This window comes from Rheinheimera sp. EpRS3 (genome assembly GCF_001513785.1).
Taxonomy (GTDB): domain Bacteria; phylum Pseudomonadota; class Gammaproteobacteria; order Enterobacterales; family Alteromonadaceae; genus Alishewanella.
The window spans coordinates 32,450-48,619 of sequence record NZ_LNQS01000001.1; the positions used below are offsets into that span (position 1 = coordinate 32,450).

Here is a 16,170-nt window from a genome sequence, read left to right on the forward strand (position 1 = left end):
GCTGAGGGCAATTTTTTCAGGCAGACAGAACATTATGCAAGTAACTCAACCCAGTATCTGGCAGGAAATTGACGAAGTTAAACAGGCCGTAGCCGAAGTACTGGCCCATGCCAAGCAGCTTGGCGCCAGCACGGCTGAAGCCTCAATGAGCCGCACCAAAGGCTTAAGCGTAGAAACCCGCCATGGCGAAGTAGAAACGGTAGAGTTTAACCAGGATGGCGGCTTAGGCATCAGCCTGTATTTTGGCCAGCGCAAAGGCTCGGCATCCACTGCCGATTTAAGCCCGCAGGCTCTGCGCCGCACGGTTGAAGCCGCTGCCGATATTGCCCGTTATACTTCTGAAGATCCGCACGCCGGCTTGGCTGATGCCAGCTGGCTGGAAATGTCACCGCCGGATCTGGATTTATTCTACCCCGACAGCATTAGCACCGATGAAGCCATAGCGCTGTGTGCAGTATCTGAAGAGGCGGCTTTTGCCACCGACAAACGTATTACCAACTCTGAAGGCGCGTCGTTCTCAACGCACCAGGGGTTAAAGGTGTATGGTAACAGCCACGGCCAGTTAGTGGGTTATCCCAGCTCACGCCACAGCTTTAGCTGCGTGGTAATAGGTGAAGATGGCGACGATATGCAGCGCGACTACAGCTTTACCGTAGCACGCCAGTACAGCCAGTTACTGGACCCCAAACAAATTGGCCGTGAAGCCGCGCTGGAAACTATCGCCCGCTTAAATGCCCGTAAAATTGCCACGCAAAAAGTGCCGGTAATTTTCCGCGCTGATATTGCCAGCAGCTTGTTCGGCCATTTAGTGTCGGCGATTGGCGGTGGCGCCATTTACCGTAACTCCAGCTTTTTAGTGGGTAAAGTAGGCCAGCAGATTATGGCGCCTGGGATTACCATTGTAGAGCAGCCACATTTAAAACAAGCGCTGGCCTCCAGCCCGTTTGATGGCGAAGGCGTAAAAACCCGCGACTTAGCGGTAATTGAGCAGGGCGTACTGACTACTTATCTTACCAGCACTTACTCTGCCCGTAAGCTGGGTATGGCCAGCACCGGCCATGCCGGCGGCATTCATAACTGGCTGGTAAATCATGGTGATGAAGATTTATTGCAACTGTGCCGCACTATGGGCAAAGGTTTACTGGTTACCGAGCTGATGGGCCAGGGCGTAAATACCGTAACCGGCGATTACTCGCGTGGTGCAGCCGGTTTTTGGGTAGAAAACGGCGAAATTCAGTTTCCGGTATCTGAAGTGACTATCGCCGGTAACCTAAAAGATATGTTGATGAATATCAGTGCAGTAGGTAACGACGTTGACCGCCGTGGAGGGGTATTAACCGGCTCGGTACTGATCAACCAGATGCAGGTGGCCGGTAGTTAATTAAGGGCCACTAACAAAAAGCCCGGCTAACTTAGCCGGGCTTTTTAATGTATCACAGGCAGGCGGCTAACTGGTTTACTCACATCAACGCGCCGTAAATACGTCCCTGTAGGCTCGACTCAGGCATCCATGCCTTCAACGGTTGATTTAGAGTAAACCAATATCCGCCAAGATATTAATCTACTTTGGTTTTCAGGCCGCGGCGGATTAACAGTGCATCGGTAGTAGGCTCCTGACCACGGAAGGCTTTGTAAGACTCCATTGGTGGGCGTGAGTTACCGACAGACAGAATGTTTTTCCGGTAGTTCTGGCCATTTTCCAGCTTTAAACCACCTTGTTGCTGTACATAAGCGTAAGCATCAGCCGCTAAAATCTCACTCCACATATAGGCATAGTAACCGGCAGAATAGCCGCCGCCCATAGAGTGTGAGAAGAAGGTAGATTTATAACGCGGTGGTACTGCAGCTAAATCTACACCGTGTTTTTTCAGCGCAGCTGCTTCAAAAGCGTTAACATCCTGCAGTGGCTCGTCAGCAGACAGTGAGTGCCATTCCATATCCAGCAGCGCAGCAGACATATATTCCAGCGTGTCAAAACCCTGGTTGAAGCTGCGTGAGTTCATTACTTTTTGCAACAGCTCAGCTGGAATGGGCTCGCCGGTTTCATAGTGCTTAGCGTAGTTAGCAATCACTTCAGGGTGTGCTGCCCAGTCTTCTTCAAACGTAGACGGAAACTCAACAAAGTCGCGTGATACTGAAGTACCGGCCAGAGTTGGGTATTTCACGTCTGAGAACATGCCGTGTAAGCCATGGCCCAGTTCGTGGAAGATAGTGGTTACGTGGTCATAACTTACCAGCGTAGGCTGACCTTCAGGTGCTTTTGGAATGTTCATTACGTTAACCACTACCGGTTTTTGGCCGGTTAAATGTGATTGACCAACGAATGAGCTCATCCAGGCGCCGCCACGTTTGCCTTCGCGGGCAAAGTAATCGGCATAGAAAATTGCCAGGCTGGTACCATCGGCATCAAACAGCTCGTAAGCGTCTACATCCGGGTGGTAGGTCGGTAAATCCGGACGCGGTTTAAACGTTACGCCGTACAAGCGGTTCATAGTAAAGAACACGCCATCTTTTAATACGCGGTTAAACTCAAAGTATTGTTTAACTTCGTTTTCATCCAGATCAAACTTAGCCTGGCGCACAAACTCGGCATAGTATTCCCAGTCCCACGGTGCCAGCTCAAAATCACCGCCTTTTTGCTTGATCATTTCCTGAATGGCAGCCGCTTCCTGGTTGGTGTTGGCCACTACTGCAGGCACCATGCTGCCTAACATATCAAATACGGCTTGTGGCGTTTTGGCCATTTGCGCTTCCAGGCCATAGCTGGCCCAGTTGTCATAACCTAACAGTTTAGCGCGCTCAGCACGTAGCTGGGCTAAACGGGCTACCAGTGGGCGGTTGTCGGTTTCGCCGCTTTGCGCGCGGTTGGCAGACGCTTCCCATACGCGTTTACGCAGATCGCGGTTGCTCAGCTGCGACAGCACCGGCTGGCGGGTAGTGTTGGTAATGCTCAACAGGTACTTACCTTCTTGGCCGGCATCTGTAGCAGCTTTGGCGGCAGCGGTAATATCTGAATCTGACAAACCTTCCAGTTCTTCTTTAGTATCAACGATAACGGCGATGTTTTTGGTTTCAGCCAGCAGATTTTGTGAAAACTGGTTAGTGAGCTTAGAATGCTCTTCGTTCAGCGCGCGAATAGCAGTTTTTTGCTCTTCAGTCAGCTGTGCACCGGCACGCACAAAGCGCTCGTAGTACACTTCAATTAAGCGCACTGATTCGCTGTCCAGCTTCAGCTCGTTGCGTTGCTGGTACAGGTTTTTAATCCGGGCAAACAATTGTGGGTTTAAGTTAATGTTGTCTGAGTGTGCGGCCATTTTCGGCGCCAGCTCTGACTGAATGCTACGCCGCTCCGGGTTAGAATCTGAACCCGCCAGGTTATAAAATACACGAGAAACCCGGGTTAATAACTCGCCGCTTTTTTCTAAAGCTACCAGCGTGTTTTCAAAGGTTGCTGGCTCCGGGTTGCTGGCAATGGCCTGCACTTCGGTCATGTGTTGCTTCATGCCCTCTTCAAAGGCGGGCAGGAAATGCTCATCTTTTATTTCAGTAAAGTTTGGTGCTTCGTATTGCAGCATACTTTTTACAAATAACGGGTTAGTTGAAGTCACATCGGCTACCGGTGCAGCATCTTGCTGCGTTTGGGTTTGAGTCGTGTCGGTTTGTTGTGGTGCCGTGTTGTCAGAACAGGCGGTAAGCGCCAGTACAGTGCCAACGGCCGTGGCGATAAGCGTTTTACGCATGAGTATCTCCCTGGAAGATGTAAAGCTTTGTTGTAATAATTGCGCCTTAGCGCAGGCTGCCTGACCGAGTATGCCAAAAATACCCAGCGATAAACTAAGTTTGCAGCCAGACGCCAACAAATTAAGACAAAAACCGGCTCAGGGCAACTGTCCCGGCTGAATTGATGCGTCAAATGGCAGTTCTATATAAAAACAGCTGCCCTGCGGCGTATTGGGCATATACCCAATGCTGCCGTGCATATGGCCGATGATGCTTTTACTGACAGCCAAACCCAGGCCACTACCGCCATGTATGCGGCTGTCAGAACTGTCGGCCTGGCTAAAACGGCTAAATAATTTAGGCACAAATTGCTCACTGATACCCGCCCCCTGATCGGCAATTAATACCCTTAGCTGGCGTTGCTGCAACTGCAGGCTTACCTGCACCGTACTGTTTGGTGGAGAAAACTTTACAGCGTTGCCCAGCAGATGCAGCAGTACTTGCTTTAACCGTGACGCATCCGCCTGCACCTGCACCTGTTGCAGCTCGGCTGGGCAGGCTAGCGTTAGCGTAATCTGTTGTGGCTGGGCCAGTATCTGGCAATCATCAATACATTGTTGCAGCAACGGCAGCAGCGGTTGCACGCTTAACTGAAACTGCATATTGCCGCTGGCCAGCTTTTCTACGTCCAGCAGCGTATTTACCAGAGTGGTAAGCTGCTGGCAGTTGGTTTGTGCCAACTGCAGCATACGTAGCTGCGATGAATTCAGCTCGCCAAGGGCGCCACCTGTTGCCAGCCCCAGCGCACCTGAAATAGAGGTTAGCGGTGTGCGCAGCTCATGGCTGACGGTAGAAATAAACTCTTGTTTTAACTGCTCGGTTCTGTGCTGCTCCGACAAATCCCGCAGCACCAGCAACTGGCGGGCCTGGCGGCGCAGCCTGATGTGGCTGCGCCGTATGGCCAGCGGAAACACACTGTTGTCGCGCCGCCGGCCCAGAGTTTCATATTCCGCTTTGTTGGTCGATGTTGCGGTGTATAGCTCGTCCAGCCGCTGCGGATCAACCAGTAAAGCAGACCAGTGCATACCGGGTAAGGTTGCCGCGGTATAGCCAAACATCGGGTAACACGACAGGTTCACCTGCTCTATAGTGCCGTCCGGTGTGGTGGTAATAATGGCATCGGCCACGTTATCCATAATACTGCGCAGTTGTAATTTATTGCGCTGCTGCTCTGTCACGCTGCTACGTAAATGCTGGCGCGACATAAACAACCAGCACAGCAATGCTATTAGCAGCGCGGCTACACTGTAGGCGGTAGCGCGGATAGGCAGCGTGCGATCTGGTGGCGGCGTCAGTGAGCGGACCGCCATTTGCCATAAAGCACCCCGCAGGCTAATCGCCAGTAGCATGCTGTCATCATGAAACAGCCGTTCATCTCCATAAAACGCTGCACTGGCACGGCCTTTGGCCGACAGGCTGCGAATAGCAACCTGCACCTCCTGTTCAGAGGTTTGTTGCTCCAATAGCTTCCACACCGAATCGATATCAACCACTGTACTGATAATGCCCCAATAGCTGGTGGCGTTCATATACACCGGCAGGCGGTAAATAAAAGCAGTGCCGCCCTGCAGCAATGAAATAGGCCCCACCAGCCGCGCTTCACGCTGAGCAATAATAGCTTCAATATCCGGCCATTGTTCTTTTAAGTCGGGGTAATACAGGCCGATGGCTTGCTCATTGCCGATCAGTGGATACAAATAACGCAGGGTATTACCAGGTGCGATACCAATATTGCGGATATGCCGGGCCTGGTGCACCAGTTCAGGCAGCAATAAATGCATTTCGGCCGGCGAAATTTCACCATTACTGGCTTGCACATGGGCAGTAAGGCCAATGGTAAGGTACAGCGGTATATTCAACTCAGACTCAATCAGCGCCCGCAATTGCCCGGCACTGGCAATTTCATGGCGCAATTGCTGGCTGCGGGCATGTTGTTGCTCGTGCTTTACTAACGTTTCGGTAGCAAATATCGCAATAAGCAGCAGAGTTATGAGTAACAGCCATTGCCAGAAAGACGGCAGAAATTTATTGCGCATGAGTTAAAGCGTTACACCAAAAGAAGGTCGGATAACACTGTAGCGCTAAGGCGGCGAACTTGTAAATACGCCTGTGTAAACTGAGTGCCGAAAAAACGCTCAGCTAAGCGATAGACACACAAGGCAAGGCTGTCTATAATGCGCAGCTTCTGCATAACTGCAGATTGTGCACCCGTAGCTCAGCTGGATAGAGCGCTGCCCTCCGGAGGCAGAGGTCCCGCGTTCGAATCGCGGCGGGTGCACCAAAACAAACAACCGCCAATCAGGCGGTTTTTTGTTTTTGACACCTTGCCCGATGAGAGCGCGTCGTTCGACCACTAATGTGCCTGGAGCACATTGGAACAGCTTTAGCTGGCCCGAAGGGCGAGGGCAGGATAGCCCGAGTAATCGCGGCGGTTACCCTTATACCGCTAACAGCCTTAAAGCCGCCGTTTGTCTTACGCTTAGCTGACAGGCTGCTGCCTTATGCTAGTATCTTCCCCGGTATCATACTAATAACAACCAGGGAGTTTCACCGATGAGAAAACTGCACCTTATGCTGGTGCTGTGCCTGCTGCCACTTATGGCCATGGCGCAGGACGACAACAGCCTGAGCGTAGAGCGCTTGTGGCAACTGCAGCGCATAGGCTCGCCCGTGGCGTCAAACGATGGCACTTATATTGTTGCGCCGGTTACCAAATATGATGTTAAGGCCGATAAAGGCCAAACCCAGCTGTGGCTGTTCAGTGCCGATGGCAAACAGCAAACACCGCTTAGCGCCGAAGGCCTGCGTGCCAGCGAGGCCACTTTTTCACCCGACGGCAAAACCTTAGCCTTTATCAGCCAGCGCGACAAAGACGACGCCGGGCAAATTTATCTGCTGCCAATGGGTAAACCCGGCGAAGCGCAGCGCTTAACGCAAGTGCCAACGGGTGTGCATGGTATTAAATGGGTTGGTAAACACCTGTATTTTATCAGCCGTGTCTGGCCGGGTAAAAGCTGGGATGAAATGAGCGAACAGCTAAAAGCCGACAAAGATAAAAAAGTGTCGGCCCGGCAGTGGAATGCGCTGCCTTACTCACAGTTTGACCACTGGATAGACGAAAACCGCCAGGCGCATGTATTTCGTATCGCGGCCAGCGGCGGTGAGGTGCAGGCTGTTACCCAGCCATTGGGTTATGAATTACCGCGTGCCAGCCAAAGTGCATCCAGCTACGATATTGACAGCAAAGAGCAGTACATTGCCTTTACTGCCAACGGCTGGGATAATCAGGTAGATGCCAAAATTGATATTTTTCTGGCCCGCATTGGTGGCGACAGCGCACAAAACCTGACGACCGATAACCAGGCGCCGGACGCTAACCCCAGTTTCAGCCCGGATGGCAAAAGCCTGGCTTTTACCCGCCAGCGTATTCACGGTTTTTATGCCGATACCGCCAAATTAACTATCTATGATCTGGCCAGGAAAACCAGCCGTGAGTTAGCCGGCAACTGGGACCGTTCAGTCAGTAATTTTGTCTGGACAGCCGACAGCCGCGGTTTTTACAGCAGTATCGACGATGCCGCCACCCAGCGTCTGTACCATATCGATGCCAAAAGCGGTAAAGCCCGCGCTATTACCCAGGCTACCAGCTTTGGCCAGCCAGCTTTAGCGGGCAGCAATACTCTGGTTGCTACCAACGACAGCTTTATGTACCCGGCGCGGCTGGTAACGGTAGATACCCGTAACGGCAAAACCACCCGGCTGGATAGCTTTAATGACGATATTCTGAATAACACCGAACTGGGTAGTTATGAGTCGGTAACCTATAAAGGCGCCGATGGTAAAGATATTCAGATGTGGGTGCATTACCCGGCGGGCTTTGATAAAAGCAAAAAATACCCGCTGTTTTTACTGATCCATGGCGGGCCGCATAATGCCATTGGCGACAGTTTCAGCTACCGCTGGAATGCCCAGACCTTTGCCTCCTGGGGTTATGTTACCGCCTGGCCGAATTTTCATGGTTCAAGCGGTTTTGGCCAGGACTTTGCCGATGCGATAAACCCCGACTGGCGCAGCAAACCGTTAGCCGATATACAGGCAGCAACCAAATGGCTTGAAAACCAAAGCTGGATAGACACAGACCGCATGGTAGCCGGTGGTGCCAGCTACGGCGGTTATTTAACCTCAGTGCTGCTGGGCACCGAGCACCCGTTTAAAGCGCTGCTTATTCATGCTGCGGTATACAATATGTACTCGCAAATGGCGGCCGATTTTGCCGTGCATTCCACCCGTTTTGGCGGCTACTGGGAAAATCCCGACATCTACAAAAACATCTCGCCGCACTACCATGCCGACAAATTTAACACGCCAACTTTAGTGATCCACGGCCAGTTGGACTATCGTGTACCGGTAGGCCAGGGTTTTGAGTTGTTCCGCACGCTGCAAAGTCGTGGCGTAGAATCGCGGATGATTTACTTCCCCGATGAAAACCACTGGATCTTAAAACCGAATAACTCCATTTATTGGTATAATCAGGTAAAAGACTGGATGACCAAGTTCGCCGAACCCGGCGCCCGTTAAACCTTAATATCACGGCGCCTGCGGGCGCCGTTTTTACATCAATTAGCTGATTTTGCAGGTTTTAATACCCAGCAAGCTGTACAGCGGGCAAAAGTTAAACAGCCCGGTCAGCAGCGGTACTATACCCAGCCAGCCCCACACACCTACGGTGCCGGTTGCGGCCAGCATCATCAGTGTAATACCGGCAATAATGCGCAGCCCCTTGTCAATGCCACCTACGTTCGCTTGCATAACCCACCTCATAAATTAGTATATTCTTATTTATGTTAGCCTGTTTTGGCGGCACAGAGGCAGCTTTATCAGGCTAAAACCTGCGCTGCGTCAATATGTAGTGCAATAGGCCAAATCGCGTTGCAACAAGACAGCCAAACCGGCTTGTGTTACTTTCAGCTCAGCCTGAAATGGAGCACCGTAATGTCATCATCCCCTTACCATTATTTTGATCATCAGCGTTTAACGCTGCAAAGCGGCAGCCAGCTACCGGCCGCGCAATCCTTGCTGCAACTGGCGGGTAACGAACCGCTGCTGGCGCAACTGGCAGCAGAGCCCACCGCGCAGCAATTACTGGATGCCACAGAGCAAGCTTATCAGGCAGGTTACGAGCAGCAGGCCTCCACCGAGTTTGAATTACAGGGGCTGGCTTTTGCCGGTATTGGTGATCCGCTGTTGCAACTGGATCTGTTGGCGCAGGTATTGCCTGCCTTTAAACGGCAGCGCCATGGCGTGCCGGTTACGTTAATCAGTTATGGTCTGGTGGTACCAAGTGAGGCTGTGGCGTTATGCCAACAGCTGCTTGAACTGGAAGTAGAAAAGCTGGAAATTTACCTGCCAGCCACAAATCCGCCGGCCTATCAGCAGGCCGTTAAGCCAACACAATTGGGTTTTAGTGAAGTGTGCCAGTTTATTCATACTGCCAGCGAGGCGGGGTTACAGGTTAGCTGCTTTGCCTATGCCCCGGTAAAACAGCAAAGCGAATTGCGCGCGCTGGCGCTTGACCTGGGCGCCCGGCAGTTTGTGGTTAAACCTCAGCCGGGGGCTTAAGCAAGCTATCCAGCTCAGTGCGCTGGCGCGGCAGCACCGCCAGCTCCAATCCGAGCAATTTAAAATAGCTGCGTAAATTATCTAACCGCGGGTTGCCATTATCGTTTTCTATATCGCTGACAACCTGGCGGCTCAAACCGGTAAGTTTGCATACGTCTGTTTGTGACATCTGCAAGCCTTCGGTGCGTAAGGCTTTACCAATCTGGCCCAGAGTTGTGCTGCCAGACAGCATTTGCTGCACCAGGCGTTGTTTTAGTGCAAAGCGATCTATTGTGGTAGTGGCCTTAGTTTTTGTCATGGTAATAACCCCCACTTCTGCAGTCTGGTTTCCAGACAGGCAAAGCCCATCACCGGCATCTGCATTATGCTGGCAGGCACGCCGCGCTCTGTTAAGCGCCCCGGTAAGTGTTGTAGTTTGCCGGCCAATTGGCGTAATTCGGTTTTAAACAATTCAGCTTCACCATAACAGGCCAGGTTGTCACATAACCCCAGCCAGTCAATATCACCACCGCGCTCAAATGTGTTGCTCCAGTGGGTTGTACGCATTACCACTTCCGGGTCTGCTTTCATGGGGGCAAAGTCATAAATGGGGGCCAGTGATACCGCCGCCGCGTGTTTGAGTACCGCCATATTGCGGCCATGGTTATCAGAGTTGCCAAATACCACGTTTAACAAGTCACGCTTCAGGTATTCGGCGGTTAATTCTGCCTCAGTTTGGCTGTTAACCACTTGAATAAGTACCTTTAATACCTCTTCATGTTTCAAATGGCTGCCAGCGGGTTTATTTAACAGCGAGAACACAGATTCAACACCATAACGTTGTACAGCATTTGAACTAAATTCCCTGTCAAAGCGCGGCAACCAAAGCGAGGGCTGTTTGCTACCTTCGTGCAGCTGCAGTTTGGCAACGTCCATGCTGGTGAACCCCAGCTCTGCCAATTCACAGTAGTAGTGGTATTCCGTGCGCAAAATATCTTGGTCTATCGCAGTGTTACCGCGTGGAAATTTCACCAGATAATGTGCGTCAGCACTGTTATCGTTTTGCAGTGTGTCTATCCACACTTCGCGCTGCGGGTTTAGCCTGACCAACAATTTAGGTGCGGCACCACCGGCACCTGTTGCGCCGCCCGACACTGCGCCGCGTTGTCGGGCATAGTTTAGAAAGTCATGGTCGCGCTCTATTACCTGCGGCTGCTCAAAACGCATCTGCTCCAGTGCATTTACCTGTTGCCCGGCGGCCATTTCAACCGACTCTTTCAAGCGCAAGTTACCCACAGGGGCAATGGTGCCGGCTTGCAATAAGGTGAGATCCTGCACGGCCACCGGTTGTTGCTGCAGGCCCAGCATATCCAGCCATAAGGTGCGGGCATAGCCCATCGGCATAATATCTTCAAATACGCCGGGCCAGCTGCTAAAGCTGTACACGTCCATAGGGTTAACCGGGTACATGACCGAAAAACTACGTGATCCCGTCTCATCAAAATAAGCTGCGGCGTATGTTGTCCTGGCTTGCAAAGAAACCCGGCTGTGTTTGCCTGCCTCCGGGGCGGCGATGGTAATAACAAAAGCATCCTGCCAGTGGCCATCATTAAAGGCTTGTAGTGTAAGCTGCATAAATGTCCTGTTGCTGCTGTTCTGTTGTCTAATATAGCGTACAAAAAGGCAGAAAGGACAATTATTTGTCTGATATATCAGACATTGCCAAGTGAGAGGTTTAGCAGTTAGTTATTATTTAACCAATCTTCATGCGCGTGGCGCACGCGAACAATAAAAATACTGCTGTCATCTTCAAGTTGGTAAATAACCAGGTGTGAACCGACAGGATGCAGCCGCACAGGTGGGATAAGTTCTTCGCGCACAGGCGCTGCTTGCGGGTTGTCAGACAAAAACTCAAAAGTAGTGGTTAATTGCTGGTGGTAACGCTGCGCCTGTATCAGGCCAAACTGCTCTGCACCCGTGACAAAAATAGCAATTATATCTTCTTCAGCTTTGTTGCTAAGAATATAAGCCATGCGTTATTGCGCCAGTTTCGCACGGGCCGCAGCTTCCAACTGTGCCATAGTGCGGTGTCCCCGGCCACTGTTTATGCCTTCATCAACCAGCTGCTGCAGGTGGGCTACTTTGGCTGCCCGTTCCTGATCTCGCCGAATAAGGTCCCGCACGTAGTCGCTGGCATTACTGTAGCGGCCGGTTTGTGCTTGTTGTTCTACCCAATGCTTCATGCCATCGGGTAGTGATACGTTCATGGTTGCCATTGGCTTGTCTCTGTTACTGCAGTTAAGCTAATTGTGCTGTTATGGCAAACTTTGTCAAGTTTGCTCATCAGTCTTAGGCCAACCAGGCACAACTATGGCTTAAGTTAAATTTAACGCCTGGCTGCTGCCGGCTTTACTCTGGTGTCATATAAGTGCTGCAGCGCTTCGGTTATCGTCATGTCGGCGTTTTCGCTCAGGTAACGCTCTACCTGTTTGTGCACAAAAATCACTGCTTGTTTATGTTGTTTGGCAAAGGCGGCGCATTGCTGCTTTAGCTGCTGGTTAAATTCTTTTTCTGCCACTTGCTGGTGAATTGCCTGGATCGCCTGCTCAAAGCTATTGCCGTTATCGGCAAAGGCTTCTTTTAACGCGTTTTTCGGGATGCGGTAAGCCTTACTGGCAAAATCCAGTGCTTCACGAAAAGTATCAAAGCTCTCGCCAAACACCTCAAAGTGCAACGGGGCGCTATCTTGCACCTGCTGGCTAATACCACCGGCTTCATAGTCAAAGCCAAAAAAGTTAAGCCGCTCTGTGGTTTCCGCGCCCAGCTTTAAGCCCGCTTCAATACTGTGGCGCAGGCTAAAATCTAACGCCGCTAACTCATCCACTGTCCACATGTCATAAATGCTCAGCGCCTTGGCATACTTTTTAGCCAGTTTGGTTTTGGCAAATTTGTGCCGTTCATCCAAAGTGCCGGCCTTGCAGGGTTTAACCAGTTCATGGCACTCATTACAAACCGGAATTTTTAAAAACTCACTGGCCTCGCGCGTAGCAAGGTAAAACTCCAGATACTGCAACGGCGGCGCATAGTCATGCGTAGCGGCAATACAGCCGCAGTAAAAGCAGGTATTAAAGCTGTTGCTATGGGTGGGCACAAGCAGGTGGTAGTGGGTATCGTTAGCCATAGCAGCGTCCAAAGCTGGACATTATAACCAAATTGGTAGTTGGTGTTGAGGTTTTGGTGGTCGCTGGTGGGAGTAACTGGCCGTGGTTTCGCAACAAACGCTTTGATACTACCTGTGCTTTATACTGTTTCAAAGCTTAGAGATAAACCTAAGCAACTATCAGCCGAAGTTTGTGTTTTGCCACATATAAACAAACTAACCCCACGGCTTTGGCGTATAGCTTAACTGTTGAATAGCTTTGGGGTATTTATGGCGGCAGGGTCTAAGGTTCCGGCGCATCGGTTTTCCCGTTTGGGCAGTTTGGCGTCGCTGGCGGGGCGGGTTGCCGGTGGCATGCTGGCTGAAGGTGCGCGCCAGTTGGCGCAGGGTAAGGTACCGGCGAAAACCGATATGTTGCTGACTCCGGCGAATGTGCGCCGGGTGGCTGATCAGCTGGCGCATTTACGTGGTGCGGCGATGAAAGTGGGGCAGTTGTTGTCGATGGATGCCGGCGATATGTTGCCACCGACGCTGAGCGATATTCTGGCCCGGTTACGCTCTGGGGCGAACCCTATGCCAGTAAAGCAACTGGCGGCGGTGTTACAGGCCGAGTGGGGCGATAACTGGCAGCAGCATTTTGCTGATTTTACCTTTACGCCGTTAGCGGCGGCGTCTATTGGCCAGGTGCATCAGGCGTATCATGATAATGGCCGCCGGTTGGCGATAAAAATTCAGTATCCCGGTGTAAAACACAGTATCGACAGTGATGTAGATAATGTGGCTACGCTGCTACGCATTAGTGGTTCACTGCCCGCCGGGGTGGATTACCAAAGCCTGCTGCAAGAGGCCAAGCTACAATTAAAAGCCGAGGCTGATTACCTGCAAGAGGCGGCGTATTTACAGGAGTACCGCCAGTTGCTGGCCGACAACAGCGACTTTTTATTGCCTGAACCTATAGCTGAACTGAGCACGGCCAATATACTGGCGATGACCTTTGTTGACGGTGTGCCAGTGGAGTCGTTGGCGCAGCATAGCCAGGCCGAGCGTGACAGGGTAATGCAGTTATTATTTGCTTTGCTGTTTCGCGAGCTGTTTGAATTTGGGTTGGTGCAAACCGATCCTAATTTTGCCAATTATTTATATAACCCTGCGTCACAGCAGTTGGTGCTGCTGGATTTTGGCGCTTGCCGCCGTTACAGCCCAAAGTTTAGCCAGGACTACCGGCGTTTATTTACTGCCGCCCTGGTACAGGATAACGCGGCAATGGCGCAGGCATTAAGTGAGATTGGTTTTTTTAGCCAGCAGATAGTGCCAGAGCAGAAGCAGGCTGTGCTGCAACTGGTCGCGATGGCCTGTGAGCCGTTGATGCAGGATGCGGTGTTTGATTTTGGCGATACCGATTTAGCTCTGCGCCTGCGCGAAGCCGGTACCGCCGTTAGCCTACAGCAGAATTACTGGCATGCGCCACCGGCAGATGCCATTTTTTACACCGCAAAATTGCCGGCCTGTATTTACTGGCCGCGCGGCTAAAAGCCAGAGTTAATGTGCGCGCGCTGTTACCGCTTTGAGTGGCGTGCGTGATACTAACAATACCGCCTTTTCCCTCTGCACTGTTTTTTACCGGCAGCAACGCTGCATGGCAGGAAAAAAATCCAATCTTTTTGTAAAAACTACATAAGCAAAACAAGGAGCTTTTAAATATCTTAATAAAAACAATATTGTATGGTTGGTTTGTTTTTTGCTGGCATAACGTTGAATTAGGTTGCAGATAACAACTAACCTTTAACGACAGGAGCTTACACCATGTACAGGTATATGAAATCTACATTTATGTTGGCTGCACCGGTGCTGGTGTATCTGAGCATTTATACCGTGGGTGTTGTTGTCGGTAATAATGTTTTTAATTATGTCGCAGTTTACATGGCGGCCTGTTGTGCCATGTTGATGTTATTTTTTATTACCCGCCACAACGATGATTATAAAAATGCCTTAGCTGCGCTGGGCCTGGGAGCTTGTGTATTTTTTGCTTCATCTTATATGGTGCAAGCTCTTGACCATAAATCTTACCCGCGGCCGGCATATTCTGAAACCACAGCAGTATTAGCCAATGCCACTATTCAGCCCTGGTTGGCCAGCTGGGCATCCGACAACAAGCCAGCAGACAGCAAGCTGCCGGTAGCACCCACCCCGGACACCGCTAAACCCCTTACACACCAATAAGCGCTATACAACACAGGCGCTAAGGCAGAGCCGGAGTTTGGCCTGCCCGGCGCCTCTGCCGCTTTGCTCTGACGAGACTATACTAGACATTACTATCCTGAACATTTTTGCTGTTGGTCAGCGTTTTTGCACCGTTGGTCGCGCAGCGATTAGTTCACGCTTGATTACATACAAGCCTGTATGTATATTGCCAGTCTTATTCTGCCTATGCTGTGCACAGCGTGTTGGGGCAGTGTCTCACAGGAGTTTGTATGCGTGTAAATATTAAGCTGTTAAGTGCATCAGTGCTGGCCGTGTTATTGGTAGCCTGTAGCGAGCCGGAGCAAGCCGGAGCACAGGGGGCAGCCACACCCGAGGTTGAGGTGGTCACAATAAGCCAGTCGTCTGTGGCGTTAACTACCGAATTACCGGGCCGCACTACGGATTATCGCCAGGCCGAGATCCGCCCGCAGGTGAACGGGATTTTAAAGCAGCGTTTATTTACTGAAGGCCAACTGGTTGAAGCGGGCCAGGTACTGTATAAAATTGATGCCGCGCCTTACCAGGCCGCACTGGCTAATGCCAAAGCCAACCTTACCAGCAGCAAAGCCGTGCAGCACAATGCGAAGCTTAAAGCCGACCGCTTTAAAGGTTTGCTCGGTGGCAAAGCGGTAAGCCAGCAGGATTTTGATGATGCCCAGGCGACGCTGATGCAGGCTGATGCCGCAGTAGCCAGCAGTGAAGCTGCGCTGCAAACCGCGCAGATTAACCTGAATTACACCGAAATTACCGCGCCGATCGCCGGCCAGATTGGCCGCTCTGCGGTTACTGAAGGCGCGCTGTTAACAGCAAACCAAGCTCAGGTAATGGCTACCATTCGCCAGTTAGACCCGATTTATGTTGATTTAACCCAATCAAGCAGTGAGCTGCTGCGGTTAAAACGCCAGCACAGTGGCGACAACAGCGAAAAAGTCAGCGTGGATTTATTGCTGGATGATGGCAGTGAATATGCGCACAAAGGCAGCCTGCAGTTTTCTGAAGTGAATGTAGACCCCAGCACCGGCATGGTAACGCTGCGGGCGGTGTTTCCGAATGAAACCGGCGATTTACTGCCAGGCATGTTTGTGCGGGCGCGCCTGCATCACGGTACCGATGATAATGCCTTGTTAGTGCCGCAGGCGGCGGTGAGCCGCACGCCTAAAGGCGAGGCGTCGGTCATGCTGGTAAACAGCGAAAACAAAGTAGAAGCCCGCGTTATTGAAACCGGCCGTACTGTTGAGCAAAGCTGGCAGGTGCTGTCGGGCCTTAAAGCGGGTGAAAAAGTGATTGTGGCAGGCCTGCAAAAAGTGCAGCCGGGTGCCACGGTTAAAGTGGTTACAGCGCAAGCTGCTACTAAAAACGACGCCGCTAATACTGCTGCGCAGTAAACTCAG

The 16,170-nt window shown here is 51.5% G+C and carries 14 protein-coding genes and 1 tRNA gene; 7 read left to right on the forward strand and 8 right to left on the reverse strand.

Features of this window, described 5'->3' with window-relative positions:
- Positions 1-34 precede the first annotated feature (34 nt).
- On the forward strand, positions 35-1,381 hold the full coding sequence (gene pmbA / locus AR688_RS00140) for a metalloprotease PmbA (RefSeq protein ID WP_068230974.1): 1,347 nt from the start codon (positions 35-37) through the stop codon (positions 1,379-1,381).
- Positions 1,382-1,556: 175 nt separating this feature from the next.
- Here pmbA and AR688_RS00145 read toward each other — a convergent pair whose 3' ends face one another.
- A complete protein-coding gene (locus tag AR688_RS00145) occupies positions 1,557-3,740 on the reverse strand; it encodes a M3 family metallopeptidase (RefSeq protein ID WP_068227550.1) in 2,184 nt (727 codons plus the stop codon).
- Positions 3,741-3,878: 138 nt separating this feature from the next.
- Positions 3,879-5,816, reverse strand: coding sequence for an ATP-binding protein (locus tag AR688_RS00150; RefSeq protein WP_068227553.1), 1,938 nt, complete (start codon positions 5,814-5,816; stop codon positions 3,879-3,881).
- Between the two features lie 168 nt (positions 5,817-5,984).
- On the opposite strand from AR688_RS00150, the gene AR688_RS00155 reads away from it, so the two are divergent.
- A tRNA-Arg gene (locus AR688_RS00155) sits at positions 5,985-6,061 on the forward strand.
- A 272-nt stretch (positions 6,062-6,333) separates the two neighbouring features.
- Positions 6,334-8,358, forward strand: coding sequence for a S9 family peptidase (locus tag AR688_RS00160; protein ID WP_068227556.1), 2,025 nt, complete (start codon positions 6,334-6,336; stop codon positions 8,356-8,358).
- Between the two features lie 42 nt (positions 8,359-8,400).
- Here AR688_RS00160 and AR688_RS00165 read toward each other — a convergent pair whose 3' ends face one another.
- Complete coding sequence (locus tag AR688_RS00165; RefSeq protein WP_068227558.1) at positions 8,401-8,589, reverse strand: YgaP family membrane protein; 189 nt, start codon at positions 8,587-8,589, stop codon at positions 8,401-8,403.
- 183 nt (positions 8,590-8,772) lie between these two features.
- Here AR688_RS00165 and AR688_RS00170 point away from each other — a divergent pair, with 183 nt between their 5' ends.
- Entirely contained in the window at positions 8,773-9,399 is a 627-nt protein-coding gene (locus tag AR688_RS00170) for a hydrolase TatD (protein WP_068227561.1), read from the forward strand.
- On the opposite strand, the gene AR688_RS00175 is transcribed toward AR688_RS00170, so the two are convergent.
- From AR688_RS00175 to AR688_RS00195, 5 genes are all read right to left on the reverse strand, one after another.
- Positions 9,377-9,697 (reverse strand): helix-turn-helix domain-containing protein, encoded by a 321-nt coding sequence (locus AR688_RS00175; protein WP_068227563.1) that lies wholly within the window; start codon positions 9,695-9,697, stop codon positions 9,377-9,379. The genes AR688_RS00170 and AR688_RS00175 overlap by 23 nt on opposite strands.
- A complete protein-coding gene (locus AR688_RS00180) occupies positions 9,694-11,013 on the reverse strand; it encodes a type II toxin-antitoxin system HipA family toxin (protein WP_068227566.1) in 1,320 nt (439 codons plus the stop codon). The genes AR688_RS00175 and AR688_RS00180 overlap by 4 nt, the downstream gene beginning before the upstream one ends.
- 107 nt (positions 11,014-11,120) lie before the next feature.
- Complete coding sequence (locus AR688_RS00185) at positions 11,121-11,411, reverse strand: type II toxin-antitoxin system RelE/ParE family toxin (RefSeq protein WP_068227568.1); 291 nt, start codon at positions 11,409-11,411, stop codon at positions 11,121-11,123.
- A gap of 3 nt (positions 11,412-11,414) precedes the next feature.
- Positions 11,415-11,654, reverse strand: a complete 240-nt coding sequence (locus AR688_RS00190; protein ID WP_068227571.1) for a type II toxin-antitoxin system ParD family antitoxin — start codon at positions 11,652-11,654, stop codon at positions 11,415-11,417.
- 110 nt (positions 11,655-11,764) lie between these two features.
- Entirely contained in the window at positions 11,765-12,559 is a 795-nt protein-coding gene (locus AR688_RS00195; RefSeq protein ID WP_068227574.1) for a hypothetical protein, read from the reverse strand.
- Between the two features lie 249 nt (positions 12,560-12,808).
- Between AR688_RS00195 and AR688_RS00200 the strand changes: the two genes are divergently transcribed.
- The 3 genes from AR688_RS00200 to AR688_RS00210 all read left to right on the forward strand — a co-directional run bounded on the left by AR688_RS00200 (position 12,809) and on the right by AR688_RS00210 (position 16,164).
- Complete coding sequence (locus AR688_RS00200; protein ID WP_197412064.1) at positions 12,809-14,068, forward strand: ABC1 kinase family protein; 1,260 nt, start codon at positions 12,809-12,811, stop codon at positions 14,066-14,068.
- Between the two features lie 285 nt (positions 14,069-14,353).
- Positions 14,354-14,758 (forward strand): hypothetical protein, encoded by a 405-nt coding sequence (locus AR688_RS00205; RefSeq protein WP_068227577.1) that lies wholly within the window; start codon positions 14,354-14,356, stop codon positions 14,756-14,758.
- 251 nt (positions 14,759-15,009) lie between these two features.
- Positions 15,010-16,164: an efflux RND transporter periplasmic adaptor subunit gene (locus tag AR688_RS00210; RefSeq protein WP_068227578.1), complete on the forward strand. Its 1,155-nt coding sequence runs from the start codon at positions 15,010-15,012 to the stop codon at positions 16,162-16,164.
- Positions 16,165-16,170: the final 6 nt, after the last annotated feature.

Excerpts from the sequence above, each read along its gene's own strand:
- AR688_RS00175 (WP_068227563.1), bottom strand. The coding sequence starts at position 9,697 with ATGACAAAAACTAAGGCCACTACCACAATAGATCGCTTTGCACTAAAA.
- AR688_RS00210 (WP_068227578.1), top strand. The coding sequence starts at position 15,010 with ATGCGTGTAAATATTAAGCTGTTAAGTGCATCAGTGCTGGCCGTGTTA.
- AR688_RS00150 (WP_068227553.1), bottom strand. The coding sequence starts at position 5,816 with ATGCGCAATAAATTTCTGCCGTCTTTCTGGCAATGGCTGTTACTCATA.
- AR688_RS00160 (WP_068227556.1), top strand. The coding sequence starts at position 6,334 with ATGAGAAAACTGCACCTTATGCTGGTGCTGTGCCTGCTGCCACTTATG.
- AR688_RS00145 (WP_068227550.1), bottom strand. The coding sequence starts at position 3,740 with ATGCGTAAAACGCTTATCGCCACGGCCGTTGGCACTGTACTGGCGCTT.
- AR688_RS00195 (WP_068227574.1), bottom strand. The coding sequence starts at position 12,559 with ATGGCTAACGATACCCACTACCACCTGCTTGTGCCCACCCATAGCAAC.
- pmbA (WP_068230974.1), top strand. The coding sequence starts at position 35 with ATGCAAGTAACTCAACCCAGTATCTGGCAGGAAATTGACGAAGTTAAA.
- AR688_RS00200 (WP_197412064.1), top strand. The coding sequence starts at position 12,809 with ATGGCGGCAGGGTCTAAGGTTCCGGCGCATCGGTTTTCCCGTTTGGGC.
- AR688_RS00190 (WP_068227571.1), bottom strand. The coding sequence starts at position 11,654 with ATGGCAACCATGAACGTATCACTACCCGATGGCATGAAGCATTGGGTA.
- AR688_RS00165 (WP_068227558.1), bottom strand. The coding sequence starts at position 8,589 with ATGCAAGCGAACGTAGGTGGCATTGACAAGGGGCTGCGCATTATTGCC.
- AR688_RS00180 (WP_068227566.1), bottom strand. The coding sequence starts at position 11,013 with ATGCAGCTTACACTACAAGCCTTTAATGATGGCCACTGGCAGGATGCT.
- AR688_RS00205 (WP_068227577.1), top strand. The coding sequence starts at position 14,354 with ATGAAATCTACATTTATGTTGGCTGCACCGGTGCTGGTGTATCTGAGC.
- AR688_RS00185 (WP_068227568.1), bottom strand. The coding sequence starts at position 11,411 with ATGGCTTATATTCTTAGCAACAAAGCTGAAGAAGATATAATTGCTATT.
- AR688_RS00170 (WP_068227561.1), top strand. The coding sequence starts at position 8,773 with ATGTCATCATCCCCTTACCATTATTTTGATCATCAGCGTTTAACGCTG.